The sequence below is a fragment of the Burkholderia sp. YHN3-13 genome, from assembly GCF_055810675.1.
In genome coordinates, this window is record NZ_JBVVNQ010000025.1 from 1 (window position 1) to 14,147 (window position 14,147).

The window sequence follows — 14,147 nt, forward strand, 5'->3', positions numbered from 1 at the left end:
CACCGGGATCTCGCACGCACGCCCGTCGTCAACCCGAAAAGGCTTCCTCCCTCTCCAGTCGACGAGTTGCAGCGCAGGATCTTCCCCGCGTCAATTCCTACGTAGGGCTCCAGCGTCGCGATGCCTTGCATCCCAAGCACCCCCGGCAGACCCACCGAATTGGTCGTGTACCCGCCCGAACTACCCGACAGGCCATAACGCAAATAAGGCCGCACGGTCTGCGGCCCCCCAATCAGCATCTGGGCACCCGAATAAAGCCGCTGCCGCGACCACTGCATCCGGGATACGCTATGAATCGATAGATCGGTGCGACCGACCGTCACGACGTCATCGACACTCACCCCGCCTTGTAGGACCACGAAACGCGCTAGCGGCAGTCCCGGGTAAGGTAGGTCCGCAGTGGCACCAAACCACCGCGTACCCTGCACCAACCCCAAATCGCTCGTCATCGCGCCCCCACTTAGCGTGCGCCGCGCCGTTGTGCCGAACTCCAGCATGGTCAATCGCGGGCTCTGCAATGGGAGCACCTGCGCATCGAAATCGTTTTCATATCGGGCAATATCAAGCTTGGCATGCGCTTCCAACTTCAAGGTCTGGTCGCGCCACATCGTGTAAGCTAGTTGTGCGTACCGGCTCGCATAGCTGCCCGTGCCTAGCACACCGAGCCCCGACGACAGGCCAATGATCTGCCCGTACTCTCCGCTACGCCAACCGAGCGTCATCAATGTCGGCCCGAGAGGCATGCTGTAGCTCGCCGAATAATTACCAGCGTGCGCCGCACGCTGCCGAAACGGCAGCGTGTGTGACGCAGTCACGCTCACCTGATCCGCGAGCCCCAACGCATTGTCGATTGTCGCGCTCGCCGAAGTCTCCAGACGACCACTCGAGGCATTACCGTAGTTATCCAAGGCCAGTCCCAACTGCCACGGTGCGCGCGCATGATTCATCAACTTCACCACGCTCTGCCCCAGGGCATCACCTGGCTCAATATCAGCGCTGACACTAAACGACGGCAAGCGATTGAGCTGTTCGACCCCCTGCTCGATCGCGCGCAGGTTGAGTATATGACCGACACTGAACGGGAATATCTGCGTCGGATGAATACCTCGCCAGCCAGGGTGTTCCACCCGATATCCCTGGATCGTTCCCTCGACCACGAGGACGCGCAACTCGCCAGGCGAGGCGAAAGGTTCGATCTGTCGGTAGGCGTGGGTCGTGATAAATCCGCGACTCAAATACCAGCGTGTTATCTGTCCGACCGCGGCTTCGACCTCGGAGTTCGTCAAGCAGTGTCCCAGCACTTGGGCTCTGATCGAGTCACGCGCAGCCGGCTCCAAGTGGGCCGCACCATCGATCCGCAGCGTATCGAATCGCGTGCATTGCGCCCCGCCCCCCACTGTCACCGGCATCCCGGTGGCCAGCCCCAGCGTCAACACTCCCAACTCGGCGCCCGACGTCACGGAGGAGACAGCGCTTGAAAGAATCAATGTTATATGGACTCCGAATCGAATGAATGATCCCTTGCCCAATTTCTCCTCCTCTAGCCTTACCGCCCTGTCTGTCGCAGACTGCCTGCCGCAGCCCACCCTCCCGACCAAGTGACGGCAACCTACTCCTGAATAGTCGCCGATTTGACCAGTTCTGCGACGTGCTGGGCAATCGCCTTGCGCATCGCCTCGACCTGCATCTCAGACTGCAACTGCATCTTCACCTGGTCAAACGACGCCATCTGCGTGGGCCGCTTCGACACCAGCTTCACAATCGTGTAACCCTCACCCGTCTTGATCGGCTGGGGAGTAATGTTCCCGACCGACAAATGCTCCAACGCTTGCGCAACCGGGAGCGGCAACCAACCGGTATGCCCTTGCACAGCCGGCGACTTGAAGCTCACCCACGCCAACGGCTGGCCAGCGGTTCCGTCCTTCGCAGCTCCGTATTGTCGCGCCACCGCATCGAAGGTCTCACCGGCCGTCAATTGCTGCATCGCCTTCGAAGCCGACTCCAGATCATCCAGAACAACCATCGCTAACTGGTACTCATCCTTGCCTGCCTCGGCAGCAAGCTGCTCGTACCGGCTCTTGACCTGTGACTCGGCGACCGGAGCAGTGTGAATACTCTCGCTCAGATAGAGTTGGACCTCGGCATTTTTTCTCGCCTCGAAAACCACTTTCTTGACTTCGTCCCGTTCGCCGTAATGCTTGCGCTCGGCCTCCTGATGCAAAATTTCCAGCGCCACAAGCGCTTGCAGCATCTGCCGACGCGTCTGCGGATTGTCCGGTTGCCGAGTGGCTTTTAGCGCCTGATCGATATCGCTGCTGGTAACGGTCACCCCATTGACCACAGCGGCCGCACCAGCGGGCAGCGCCTCGCTCTTCGCCGCTTCCTGCGAGAACCCGACCGAGGTCACACTTATGCCCCCAACCATCACAGCACCCGCCACCATCCATTTTTCAAACCACGTCTTTGCGCGCATCGTTCATTCCTCTTCAATTTCACTTTGACGCCGTGGGTAAGCTTTCACGACACTCTGCTATTTTTAACACTTAGGTATGGAACACAATAGTCATAACCGAACCAGGCAACGTAGGCGCATCTGAGAAAGTCCACGGTCTAGGCCATGCGCGACGGAATGACGCAAGCAGTAGCGGCGCTCCGCTACTCGGCTTGTCACAAAATGCAGCCGCGAAGACGAAGAAAACCCAATTCGGCGAGGATTTCTGGCAAGCGCTCGCAATTGCACGCAAACCGGCAAAAAAGACTAACCCAGACAAAGCTGCTTTCGACCACCTAACGCCGTAGCAGCAACAGCACAACCTTCTTCGCCTCGGACCCGAACCATTCGATGATCTGCAGCCTTCGTGACACGCGACCTGCATCACGCCTCCGCCAATATGGCACTGATCTGCCAAGACGAGCTTTCATAATCCAGCGCGTTACGCGCCGAACCGGCAGTGCGAACTGTATATTTGATCAAGCTTCTGCTTACAGGCAGCGTGATGAGCTGCGCCAACAGATGCCCAAAACCGGAACTACCATCAACTGCACTTTGCTGCCACGATTTCGTTTTTGGCCGTCTTACGGAGCGATTTAGCCAATCTCGCGCGTCAATTGCAACGTAGGTTTATTGGGAATTACTGCGCCGAATTACCCCCCGAGATCCCCGCGCCACACGAACGAGTGAACACCGATATCTAGACCATCACTTCAAGCTCATGCAAAACCATTACTCGGTTTGCTTATACTTGCGCCACATAGAGGAATTTACCGGGGACAGGCTTCGACGCACTCGACCAAACCAACTAGCGCAGTCGACTTAAAAGCAGCGCAACTCGCATTGCCGTTGCGGCGCCATAATATGTGACACGACGAAACCCTATTTGAAACTTTATCTTTTGTCCGTTACATTAACGAAGCAAAGTTCTCATTTTTCTCTCATTTTTCAACCGGGACACTGACGAAAAAAGCATAACGCACTAAAAAAATCCACGGCTGCCATTGGCAGCCGTGGTTCGCACATGCGAGTTGACCCGAATTACGCTTTTGAGGAGACAACTCAAAAGCAGCTAGATAATGTCAGACCGGCCATCTGTAGAGCAATTCAACAAATTTCACAGAGCTCACACGAGCTCGCTCCCTCTTGCGATCACAGGGGCGTACGATCTTTTCGCACCATCTCAAGCTTACAAATTGGCGCCGGTAGCTTCACGATGAAAACCGAGTCAAGGCCATCGATGAATTGAACGTTTTCCGCTTCTTGATTGCATACAACGCATCCTAGTGCTACTAAACTGAAATTTGAGCTCTTGGTTGAAGGGTGCCGCTGCATGAATCCGGACGCGCCGCGGCGACGTTTGCGCGCGACAATCGGGACAACGCCTCTGTTGACAATTCTGATTCCCGCCGAGATTCTCGATTTTACCTAGAAGAGCGGAGGGACAAGAGCAGTACGCACGAGCCGAAGGCGAACTACCGCGTCAAAAATTGGGCGGCGTACAACGCCTGACTGATCAAAAGAGGTAAACCCGCTACGTGGATCAACGAGAACACCCTTGCGAGCACGCCCGACGTCAAGCCGACGAGTGGTCGTGCGCGCTCGTACAGCGATGCACCGATTTAGGCCTTGTTTCGTCTGCAAATGCAAGCCCTACAGTGCTTTGCGCAGAACCTGCGAGATCTGGCCTTCGCCAGTTTGCCGGTACCGAAATACACGCCGCTCTGTCGCCGCGCACAAAAGCCTGACGCATAACTGCCGATCGTTCGCAAGGGGTACCCTATTCATTTGATGGGTGACAGCACGGGCGTGAACGTCTGCGGCGAAAGCGAATGGAGGTCCGCGCAGAATCAATTTTCTCATTTTCGAGAAATTTTAATTATAGTCAACTTAACATTATTTAAACATGGCGCCGCATTTGACGCGCTTATCATTGCAACGATTGGAACGCAGCCAAGGTTATACTCAATAACCGCAGCCGAGAATTTTTGCTCCGCATCAAATTATATGAAATCAAAAAAGTCACATCATAATATGATCGTGACACGAAAACCGGCATGTCACACGCCGACTTTTTGAGTCAAAAAGCCACAATTTGACTCAAATTAAACATTATGTGGCTATATTTTTAACGGAGACTCACAATGAATTTAGCTGATAATGTTTCTGCGGGATGTAACGCATACCAGATTTCGATTCCTGTTGCCCATGTGCCGGTGGATTCGATAATTGCTGCACCACTGATTGGGACAGTGCAGATTACGGCTTCGTCTGCACAGGGGCAACCAAATACCGGCGGCTGGAGCTCTGTTTCTACGAAAGATCAATACGTCAAACAAGCTGCGATCGCGGCAATCGTTCAAGAGCATAACAAGACTGGTCATAATATTTCGCTGCTGTCGATTAACTCGGCCCAGCAACAGGTCGTCTCAGGAGAGAACTACCAGCTCTCGATGACAGTGATGGATAACGGTATTAAGGAAAACGTGACTGCGACTATTTGGTCTCAGCCGTGGCTTCATAAAGAGACCTTGACCAGTTGGCAAGAAACGCCAGCAAAACACCCTCAACTGGCTCAGACGATTCAAGCAATGGCAAGCTTTGGTACAGCGCCGGCGTTGACGGCTATGTCGCCCGGTCAAACGGTTATCTCTGCGTCTACTCTACTTGCCACCTCCAACCACTAAACCGGGAATGCATTCAGCATGCGGCCATCACACCGCATGCTGACATGCGTACCCGCCGTCTCAAGCCGTCGATACGATGAATTTTTCTACAAGCGCCAATTCGGACCTCGGCGTCGACGGTCTCGTGTTTCTTGCCCGCTTTCATGGTTTGAGCACGAATTCCGCTCAGATACGCCATGAAGCCGCACATCCGCACGGCCTATTCAATGAGAACGCACTGGTACTAGCGGCACGGCGCCTCGGTCTGAAGGCACGTGTGGTTAGCGCGAAGGCCGCGCGACTTGCGCATCTCCCGTTACCCGCGCTCATGCTGTCTGGGGACGGGCATCACTTTGTGCTGTTGCGTTGCGATGATACCAGCGCCCTAGTGCTTGAACCGCACAAAGATGGGCCCGATATCATCCCGCTGGATAGCCTCAAAGCGCGCTGGAGCGGCCGGGTATTGCTGGTCGCGTCGCGGGCCTCGCTGGCGGGAGAACTTGCGCACTTCGATTTTTCCTGGTTCATCCCGGCGATTGTCAAGTACCGATGGTTGTTACTGGAAGTGCTCGGCGTATCGCTTCTGCTTCAGCTATTCGGACTTGTCTCGCCGCTGATGTTCCAGATTGTCACCGACAAGGTCCTGGTCAATCACACTTTCAGCACGCTGAACGTCGCCTGTATTGCGCTATTTATCTGCTCGACGTTCGAGGTGTTGCTCGGTGGCCTGCGCACCTACGTCTTTTCCCATACAACGAATCGCATCGATGTCGAACTCGGCGCGCGACTGTTTCGGCACCTCTTTGCATTACCGCTCAGTTACTTTGCCGCGCGTCGCGTCGGCGATACTGTCGCCCGTGTGCGCGAGCTGGAGAACATCCGCAATTTTCTGACTGGCCAGGCGCTGACTGCGGTCATCGACATCGCGTTTTCGTTCGTCTTCATCGGCGTGATGTGTCTTTACAGCGTGCGGCTGACGCTGATCATCGTCGCCTCGCTGCCGCTCTATGCGGCTATTTCGAGTGGTCTTGTACCGCCGCTTCGCAAGCGCCTGGACGAAAAATTCTCGCGCGGCGCCGACAACCAGTCATTCCTGGTCGAGGCGGTCACCGGCGTCGAAACCGTCAAATCGATGGCTGTCGAGCCGCAATTCATCCGCCGCTGGGAGGCCCAACTGGCGGCCTATGTCGCCGCGGGCTTTCGCGTCACGCAGCTCGGCAATGTCGGCCAGCAGCTGATCCAGTACGTCGGTAAGCTGGTCACGCTCGCAACCCTCTACTTCGGCGCCCGTCTGGTCATTGACGGCAGGCTGACGGTCGGTGGCCTCATCGCCTTCAACATGATGTCACAACACGTGGCTGGACCGGTATTACGGCTCGCCCAACTCTGGCAGGATTTTCAGCAGACCGGTATCTCGATGAAGCGCCTCGGCGACATCCTCAATACCCGCACCGAGATTCCGGCGAGTCAACAGGTCCCGCCCGCGTTGCTGGGCCACATTTCTCTCGATCGCGTCCGCTTCCGTTACCGGCCGGACGCGCCAACCGCGCTGGAAAATGTGTCGCTCGAGATCAGCGCCGGGCAAGTGATCGGTATCGTCGGGCGCTCGGGTTCAGGCAAAAGCACGCTGACCAAGCTGTTGCAGCGTCTGTATCTGCCGGAACACGGCTCAATCCGTATCGACGGGATTGACCTGGCATTGGCCGACCCGGCGTGGTTGCGCCGTCAGATCGGCGTCGTGCTCCAGGAGAATTTCCTGTTCAACCGCTCGATTCGCGAGAACATCGCGCTGGCCGATCCGGGTGCGCCGCTCGACGCCGTGATACGGGCGGCCGAACTCGCCGGCGCGCATGACTTCATCTGTGAGATGCCGCAGGCGTACGACACGATCGTCGGTGAACACGGGGCGAGCCTCTCCGGCGGCCAGCGTCAGCGGCTGGCGATCGCGCGGGCGCTGCTGACCAATCCGCGCATCCTGATCTTCGACGAGGCGACCAGCGCGCTGGATTTCGAGACGGAGCGGGTGATTCAGAACAACATGCGCCAGATCTGCGCGGGACGTACGGTGATCATCATCGCGCACCGCCTCACTGCGGTTCGGCACGCAGACCGGATTTACGCAATGGACCGCGGACAGGTGGTCGAACACGGCGATCACGACGATCTGATCGCGCGCGGCGGCTATTACGCCCACCTTGTTTCCCTCCAGAACGCGACAAGCTCATGAAGGATTTCGGTTTCTCCGCCATCGCGGCGCTTGCGCGGCGATATGCGGAAGTATTTGGCGCGGTCTGGGCCAACCGCGCCCAATTCGATGCGTCCCCGCGCTTGCCGTATGAGCTAGCGTTTCAGCCCGCCCATCTCGAGCTGGTCGAAACGCCCGTGCACCCCGCACCCCGGTGGACGATCCGCCTCATTGCGGCATTGGTGATACTCGGATTGATGGTTGCCATTTTTGGGAAGCTCGACATTGTGGCGACCGCAAAAGGCAAACTGGTCCCGAATGCGCGGGTCAAGATCATCCAGCCGGCGCTTACTGGCGTCGTGCGCGAAATCGCCGTCAAGGATGGGCAACGCGTCACTGCCGGTCAGACATTGATGACGCTGGACACGACGCAGGCAATAGCGGACGAAGATAAGGCAAAGGCGTCCAAATTCGACTCGGCGCTGGCAGCCGCTCGCGCGCAGGCGCTGCTCCGTGCGTTGCAGTCGAACGACACGCCGGAGATCATTCAGATCGAGGGCGCACCCTCTGACCGCCTGTCGGAAGCGCAGCGTTTAGCCGAGGGGGCTTGGCTGGAATTCCGCGACAAGCTGACCTCGGCACGTGCCGAGCTCGCGAAACGCGAGGCCGGGCTCGACAGCACGCGCGCCGAAATCGCGAAGCTCTCCGCCACAGCCCCGCTCGCGCGTGATCAGGCGAACGATTATCGCGCGCTGGCGGCCGATCAGTACGTCGCAAAGCATGACTGGCTGGACAAGGAACAGACCGCGATCGACCAGGAGCATGAGCTGGCCGCGCAACGCGGTCACGCGCGCGAACTCGCCGCCGGCATCGCCGAGCAGCGCGCCGATATCGAGGCAGCCGTCTCGCAGTTTCGTCGCGAACAGCTCGATGCGCTCGAAAAGGCCAACGAGCAGCTCACGCAGAGCCGGAACGACGAGACGAAAGCGCATACCCGGGCGGCATTGATGAACTTGACTGCGCCAGTGGCCGGCACCGTTCAGCAGCTCGCCGTCCACACGCTCGGCGGTGTGGTCACGACGGCCCAGGCGGTAATGGAACTGGTGCCGGACGACACGCTGGAAGTCGATGCGACGATCGAAAACAAGGACATCGGGTTCGTGAAGGTCGGCCAGCGTGCGGCGGTCAAGATCGAGGCATTTCCGTATACGCGCTACGGGCTGCTGGAGGGAGAAGTCATCTCGGTGGCGAATGACGCCGCCCAAGACAAGAAGCAGGGGCTGGTTTTCACGGCACGCATTCGCCTGAAGACCAACCAGATGCGAATCGACGACCGCTGGATTGCGTTGACGCCCGGTATGGCAGTGACAGCGGACATCAAGACGGGCAAGCAGCGCGTCGCGCAGTACTTCCTTGGCCCACTGGTCGAAGGTGCGAAGGAGAGCCTGCATGAGCGGTAAGCAGCGCATGCGATGGGTGGCGGCCGGCCTCATCCTGGCAAGCCTGCCGGCGCTGGCGTTCGACCCGTTACTCGCGGAACGGACTGTCCCGGATACACCTGGCGCCGGGATCATCGCCGGGCCGCACGCGTGCCACTTCGGGGCGCTGGACAAGCCGCTATTGCTCCCGGAGGCCGTCGCGCGCACGTTGTGTCACAACCCGAAGACGCGCGCCGCATGGGCGGCAGTGAAGGTGCAGGCGGCGGCCGTCGGCGTGGCGCGCGCGGCCTTCCTGCCGACCGTGTCCGGCAACTGGCAAGGCGTGCGCGATAACGCGGTGACTGACGTGACCGGCCACCCGGAACTCAGCTCCAATACGGCCGCAACGGTCCGCTCGCAGAGCGTTGAGTTGAACTGGCTGCTGTTCGACTTTGGTGGGCGCAATGCCGCTTTGCGCAATGCGGCGGACTTGCTGGCCGCCGCGCGAGCAACGCAAGACGCGACGCTGCAGGAGGCGTTCGCGACAGTCGCGAAGGACTACGATGCCGCGCAGGCCGCGCAAGGCGCGCTCGACGCGGCCCGGGATATCGAACGGATGACGGCCGACAGCGCAACGGTGGCGCAGGCACGCGTCGACCGCGGCGTCGCGCCGATTACCGATGCGCTTCAGGCGCAGACGCAGCATGAACAGGCCGTGTCGGATCGGACCAAGGCCGAAGGCGACCTCCAAGCGGCGCTCGGCACGCTCGTCACCGACATGGGCCTTGACCCGTACGCGTCGGTATTGGTGCCGTCGGTCACAGCGACGCTGTTGCCGAATCGCGAGTGGAGCGAGCCGGTCGCGCACCTGATCGATGACGTCAAGCAAACCCATCCGAGCGTGCGCGCCGCACAGGCGCAATTCGAGGCGGCGCTGGCCAAGGTCGACCAGACGCGTGCGGCTGGGCTGCCGAGCGTTAGTCTGGTCGCCAAGTACAGCCGCAACAACCAGCCGGCCAGCCTCGGGCTCGGAATCCCGACCTATCCAGCGACCGGGCACGATGCCTACGTCGGCCTGCAGGTGAGCATCCCGTTCTTCGAGGGCTTCGGACGGCATTACCAGATTGCGCAAGCGCGCGCGGAGGCCGAGCGGCAGCAGGACCTGCTGGATGGCGCGCGCGAGCAAGTGGCGCTCGATGTATGGCTGGCCTGGCAGACATTGCGAACGGCGAGCGCGAACGCAACCCAGAGCGACACGTTGCTCACGATCGCGCGGCGGGCGTTCGACGCCGCCCAGCACCGCTATCGGGCCGGCGTCGGCAATATCTTGGAGCTGTTGAACACCCAGACCGCCCTGGCGAGCGCGCAACAAAAGCGCATACAGGCCTTGGCCGACTGGCATAGCGCCCGACTGATGCTCGCGTCCCGCTTGGGGCGGCTCGACATGGACAGCGTCAACCACGAGGAGCGTATTGATGGATCCCAATAGCATCAAACCGGCGGCGTGTAACGAACGGGGGCGACTGCGATGATCAATCGGCTGCCGCTTCGGGCACCCAGTCGCCGCACGCTTGGCAAAGACATGCTGCTGCCAATGCCCAAGGTCAATGTCGACAGCGTCATGATCGAGGTCCATCTTGCTTTGAGCGCGCTATGTGCAGGGAAAGGCACGATGGAGCTCAAGGATCGCATGACAGTCGCTGTTTATATGACCTACTTCCTACGTGATGCGACGCCCGATCCCGACAACCTCGATCGGTACTTCGAGGCCGAAGCGGCGCTGGTTCGTTGCACCGCCCGCGGTAACGCTGGTCAGTCTTGGTCATTGCCGAAGGAGGATGCCGTCGCTATGCGCGAAATCGTGGTCCTGTACGACACGTTAACGTCGACACTGCCGCTGTTTCGGCTCGCACAGGCATGGAAACGTCTGGAAAAGTTCGCGAGCGATGGTCGTCCGTCTCCTCTGCCTGCGAAAAAACCGGGCGCGTAATTGGTCGCATGCTGGCTATCGGCAGCGGCGTAACGAAACTGCATAATCAAGGTACGTAAAACTGCACAACGAAATCGCCCCGCCGCCCGCTGCACTGCCCGTCCTGGGCAGCCCGGAGAGCGCAGTGCATGCGCGCATAAAAACCGTTCACTTTTGCGGGCAGGTGGGGCGGGGTCACAATTGAGCGCGCCAGGTCGAAACACGCATCCTTCGAGGCAGCAGGGCGTGTGCCGCATGGCCACTGTGACTTACAGCGGGCCCATCACGCGGCCGCCGTGTCGAGGCTATCGGTTGCCGATTAAAGTGACTGCAGGCCCCCCTGCGCTCGCTTATATCCCGATCAGCGATACGCAGAGCTTCCAGTTGTACAGTGTCACCCTGTCGACGTCCAGCTTTCGCGCCACCGCCTGTGCACTTCCTTCCCGTGTGCACAGTTCGTACACTGCGGCCTGCTTGGACGCCAATGACACGGCCGGTCTGCCCGCCTTGCTAACCATGCATTTCTTGGTTTCCGGATAGCGCTCACGAACCCACCTCGACAGTATCTCGCGACAGGGATAGCCCAATACCCTGAGGGTGAAGGTAATGCAGCGCCCGTGGTTGACGTAATGCTCGAGTGCCGAGTTCTTCTGCTCCTCTGAGTACTTCGGCTTTACGCGAACATACCCCTTCTGCAGATCGCCACTCTTTTCGAATTCGTCACACCACGCCTTGAGAGAATTCTTCGTCGGGTAACCCAACTGGCGAATGGTTGCCTTGATGCGCTTCCCGAGCTTCAGGTACAGCCCGACCGCCCGAACACGCTCTTCGTATGAATACATGGACTACCTCCAAAGTAGTCCAAGATTTTGGACGCATCCCAAAGTGGGGAGTATCTATCCGACGCTGACACGCGCCGTACGGACGTACGTCGGTAGCCGCTTTTCGGAAACGTGGTGAACGCATCGCGCACTCCATGTAAGCTATGCACACGTTTTGCTACACCAAAGGTGCGAGTGACGGATAGGGGAAACCGCTAAGGCTAGACGACGCGCTGCCGGAGAGAACGAATACTACGAAACACGTGTCAAATGATACGGATTGAAATCGGAGTGGTGTCGGACAGGAAGAGCGGCCTTCTCAGTGGGCTTTCCGCACCAAAGAACGAGCCTCATTCAAGAAATTCGTGAAACATCAATATATGAATCGCGAAATGCCTTTTCGAAACAATACGTTAGGCGAGGCACATCTCGTTGTACGATGTTCCACGAGATTCCGATATCCATGCCGTCGACCGCCTCAGATTTCCAACATTGCCTTCTCCACATCGAGATTTTCCACTCTTCTTTCCGAAATCGGAGAAGCGAATCTTGTTCATCTGAGACCGGCGGACTACGTTCACGTTCCGTGTGAATCGGCTCCCGACGGGTCGGTGAAAGTTTTACTTCATCGAACGGCGGTCACCAAGGCCGGCGCGCGGCATCGTATCGAATAAAGCAGTTTCCGTAGCCCCAGCAAACCCCTATGCCGACCGCCAACGATACAGACGTGCTCGATGTCGAGTTCCGCGAGCGGCTGGCTGCGGCGCGCCCATGCCGACCGCCCCGGCCGAAAGGCCGCCGCCTCGGCCTGCAGCACCTGGCCTTCTTTCGCGGCTATCTGGAAGAGCTAGATCTCACCGAGTTGGCCGACCAGTATCTCACATTCGGGCACGATGTCTGCAAAGCGGCCCCGACCCGCACCTGGCCTGGCCGGTCACTGCCTTCGTCGCCGCGGCCCGCAAACGCGGGGACTTTGCGACCGCCCGACTGCTGGCGATCCGGCCGGCCGCCCTCGCCGCAACGCCTGCGGCCGACGCTCCGGCTCTGGCCATGCCGTCGGTGGAGGACTTCGCCGCCGAGCACGATCCGGACGGTTTCTATACCGGGAAAGAGCTGCTCGACTTGTTCGCCGCCCGGCATGCCGGCGCGGAACCCGACGCCGGCGCGACCCTGCGTCGGCAGCAGATCAACGCCCGCCTGCGCGCGCGGCAGATAGCGGCGCTTGGTGGTCGAAGATCCGCTCCCCGCACCACGTGATCGATTGGTTCGATACCGCCATGGCGCTACGCCTCGCCGACGTCGGCCTCACCACGATCGGCAAGCTGGTCGAGACGATCAACGCAGTCGGCTGCAGCTGGCACCGACGCGTGCCGTGTCTGGGCGACGTAGGCGTGCGCCGCATCGTCGCGTGGCTGGCGCACTACGGGAACGTCGCCGGACTGCAACTGGCCGCCGGCGCGCAAACCCACGCGTCCGAAGGCATCCTGCCGGGGCCACAGCTCGCCGTAGGCCGCCCCGTCACCGCGATCGTGCCACGCGTACTGTTCTCGCTGCCGCCCGAGCAGAACGGCTAGCACGGCGTGCACCGCACTCTCGTCAAGAATAGCAGCCGCACGAACAACGACCGAGAGGCAATCGATTTCTGGCTCGCCGGATAGGGGAACCCGCATATGCGCCAACGCTACCGCACCGAAGCCGAGCGCCTGCTGCTCTGGGCGATCTTCGTGAAGCGCAAGGCGCTGTCGAGCCTCGCCACTCACGATGCGCGGGAATACATCAACGACTTCCTAACCGATCCGCAGCCTGCGAACCAATGGGTCATGACGGGCACCGACCATCGCGGTGATCTGGGCTGGCGGCCGTTCCGCCGACCGTTATCGGTCAAGAGCCGGCAGGACGCGCTGTCCGCGCGCAAGAAGTTCTTCGGTGAGCCGGTCGGCGCGCAGTACCTGGCTGACAACGCCTTCGCGAAGGTGCGTGTTCGCTGGGTCGAGGCACGACGCCGCCAGCAATGAGCGGCGCGGCGAACGAACGCTTCGTGCCGCTGGTGCCGGCAGTGCTCGACTTAATGGGCGACTATCTCGACCGCGTGGCCTGCCGCGTGATCCCTTCGCTCGCCCGGCTCCTACTCCGTTGATCGCGGCGCTGCTGTCGCATGCCGAGATCGGCCGGATACGAAGCGTAGCGAGGGCCAGCGAAACCGATTCGGCGCCCGAACTCGCGACGTGGGCGCGGCAAACCCGACCGATCCATCCGATCCAGCTTTATAAAGCGGTTAGGTAATTCTTCGCGAAGGCAACTGGCGCCCCGCTGCACGAGGACTCGCCCCATGCGGGGGTCTTCAGCGCGGCCAGTCCGCAGTGGCTGCGTCACACGTTCGTGTTGCACGCGCTCGCCAATGGCATGGGCCTGAAAGCGCGCGGAATTTTGACGGTCACGATTCGCTCGACACCATATCGATCTATGCGACTGCGGAGCTTGGTCGTCAGTACAGGAAGGCTAAGGTCTTCCTCAGACTGGCGGCGAACGAACGATTATTCCTGACTCGTGTGCAGATTGAATACGCGCCCCCATTGCCTTGGAGATAATGTGCATGG

11 protein-coding genes and 1 pseudogene are annotated in these 14,147 nt (G+C 59.7%); 9 read left to right on the plus strand and 3 right to left on the minus strand.

Features of this window, described 5'->3' with window-relative positions:
• Together AC0KUR_RS33815 and AC0KUR_RS33820 are read right to left on the minus strand one after the other, a co-directional pair.
• Window positions 1-1,433, minus strand: a 1,433-nt coding sequence (locus AC0KUR_RS33815; protein ID WP_473377064.1) for a ShlB/FhaC/HecB family hemolysin secretion/activation protein, incomplete at its 3' end; no start/stop codon positions are given.
• A 176-nt stretch (window positions 1,434-1,609) separates the two neighbouring features.
• Complete coding sequence (locus AC0KUR_RS33820; protein ID WP_226159387.1) at window positions 1,610-2,473, minus strand: peptidylprolyl isomerase; 864 nt, start codon at window positions 2,471-2,473, stop codon at window positions 1,610-1,612.
• Between the two features lie 1,647 nt (window positions 2,474-4,120).
• On the opposite strand from AC0KUR_RS33820, the gene AC0KUR_RS33825 reads away from it, so the two are divergent.
• The 6 genes from AC0KUR_RS33825 to AC0KUR_RS33850 all read left to right on the plus strand — a co-directional run bounded on the left by AC0KUR_RS33825 (window position 4,121) and on the right by AC0KUR_RS33850 (window position 10,750).
• Entirely contained in the window at window positions 4,121-4,246 is a 126-nt protein-coding gene (locus tag AC0KUR_RS33825) for a hypothetical protein (RefSeq protein ID WP_473377065.1), read from the plus strand.
• Window positions 4,247-4,635: 389 nt separating this feature from the next.
• Window positions 4,636-5,178: a cystatin domain-containing protein gene (locus AC0KUR_RS33830; RefSeq protein WP_473377066.1), complete on the plus strand. Its 543-nt coding sequence runs from the start codon at window positions 4,636-4,638 to the stop codon at window positions 5,176-5,178.
• 76 nt (window positions 5,179-5,254) lie between these two features.
• A complete protein-coding gene (locus AC0KUR_RS33835; RefSeq protein WP_226159385.1) occupies window positions 5,255-7,384 on the plus strand; it encodes a type I secretion system permease/ATPase in 2,130 nt (709 codons plus the stop codon).
• Window positions 7,381-8,802: an HlyD family type I secretion periplasmic adaptor subunit gene (locus AC0KUR_RS33840; protein WP_473377067.1), complete on the plus strand. Its 1,422-nt coding sequence runs from the start codon at window positions 7,381-7,383 to the stop codon at window positions 8,800-8,802. The genes AC0KUR_RS33835 and AC0KUR_RS33840 overlap by 4 nt, the downstream gene beginning before the upstream one ends.
• Window positions 8,792-10,249: a TolC family protein gene (locus AC0KUR_RS33845; protein WP_226159383.1), complete on the plus strand. Its 1,458-nt coding sequence runs from the start codon at window positions 8,792-8,794 to the stop codon at window positions 10,247-10,249. The genes AC0KUR_RS33840 and AC0KUR_RS33845 overlap by 11 nt, the downstream gene beginning before the upstream one ends.
• A gap of 39 nt (window positions 10,250-10,288) precedes the next feature.
• Complete coding sequence (locus AC0KUR_RS33850) at window positions 10,289-10,750, plus strand: hypothetical protein (protein WP_226159382.1); 462 nt, start codon at window positions 10,289-10,291, stop codon at window positions 10,748-10,750.
• A gap of 356 nt (window positions 10,751-11,106) precedes the next feature.
• Here AC0KUR_RS33850 and AC0KUR_RS33855 read toward each other — a convergent pair.
• Window positions 11,107-11,571: pseudogene (locus tag AC0KUR_RS33855) on the minus strand (IS3 family transposase); the annotation flags it as partial.
• 1,029 nt (window positions 11,572-12,600) lie between these two features.
• Between AC0KUR_RS33855 and AC0KUR_RS33860 the strand changes: the two are divergent.
• The 3 genes from AC0KUR_RS33860 (at window position 12,601) to AC0KUR_RS33870 (ending at window position 13,565) form a co-directional block, all read left to right on the plus strand.
• A complete protein-coding gene (locus tag AC0KUR_RS33860) occupies window positions 12,601-12,807 on the plus strand; it encodes a hypothetical protein (protein WP_226158780.1) in 207 nt (68 codons plus the stop codon).
• 20 nt (window positions 12,808-12,827) lie between these two features.
• The gene (locus AC0KUR_RS33865) at window positions 12,828-13,124 is read left to right on the plus strand and encodes a phage integrase family protein (RefSeq protein ID WP_264164209.1); all 297 of its coding nucleotides are present in this window, start codon (window positions 12,828-12,830) and stop codon (window positions 13,122-13,124) included.
• A 96-nt stretch (window positions 13,125-13,220) separates the two neighbouring features.
• The gene (locus AC0KUR_RS33870; protein WP_473377068.1) at window positions 13,221-13,565 is read left to right on the plus strand and encodes a hypothetical protein; all 345 of its coding nucleotides are present in this window, start codon (window positions 13,221-13,223) and stop codon (window positions 13,563-13,565) included.
• Window positions 13,566-14,147 lie beyond the last annotated feature (582 nt).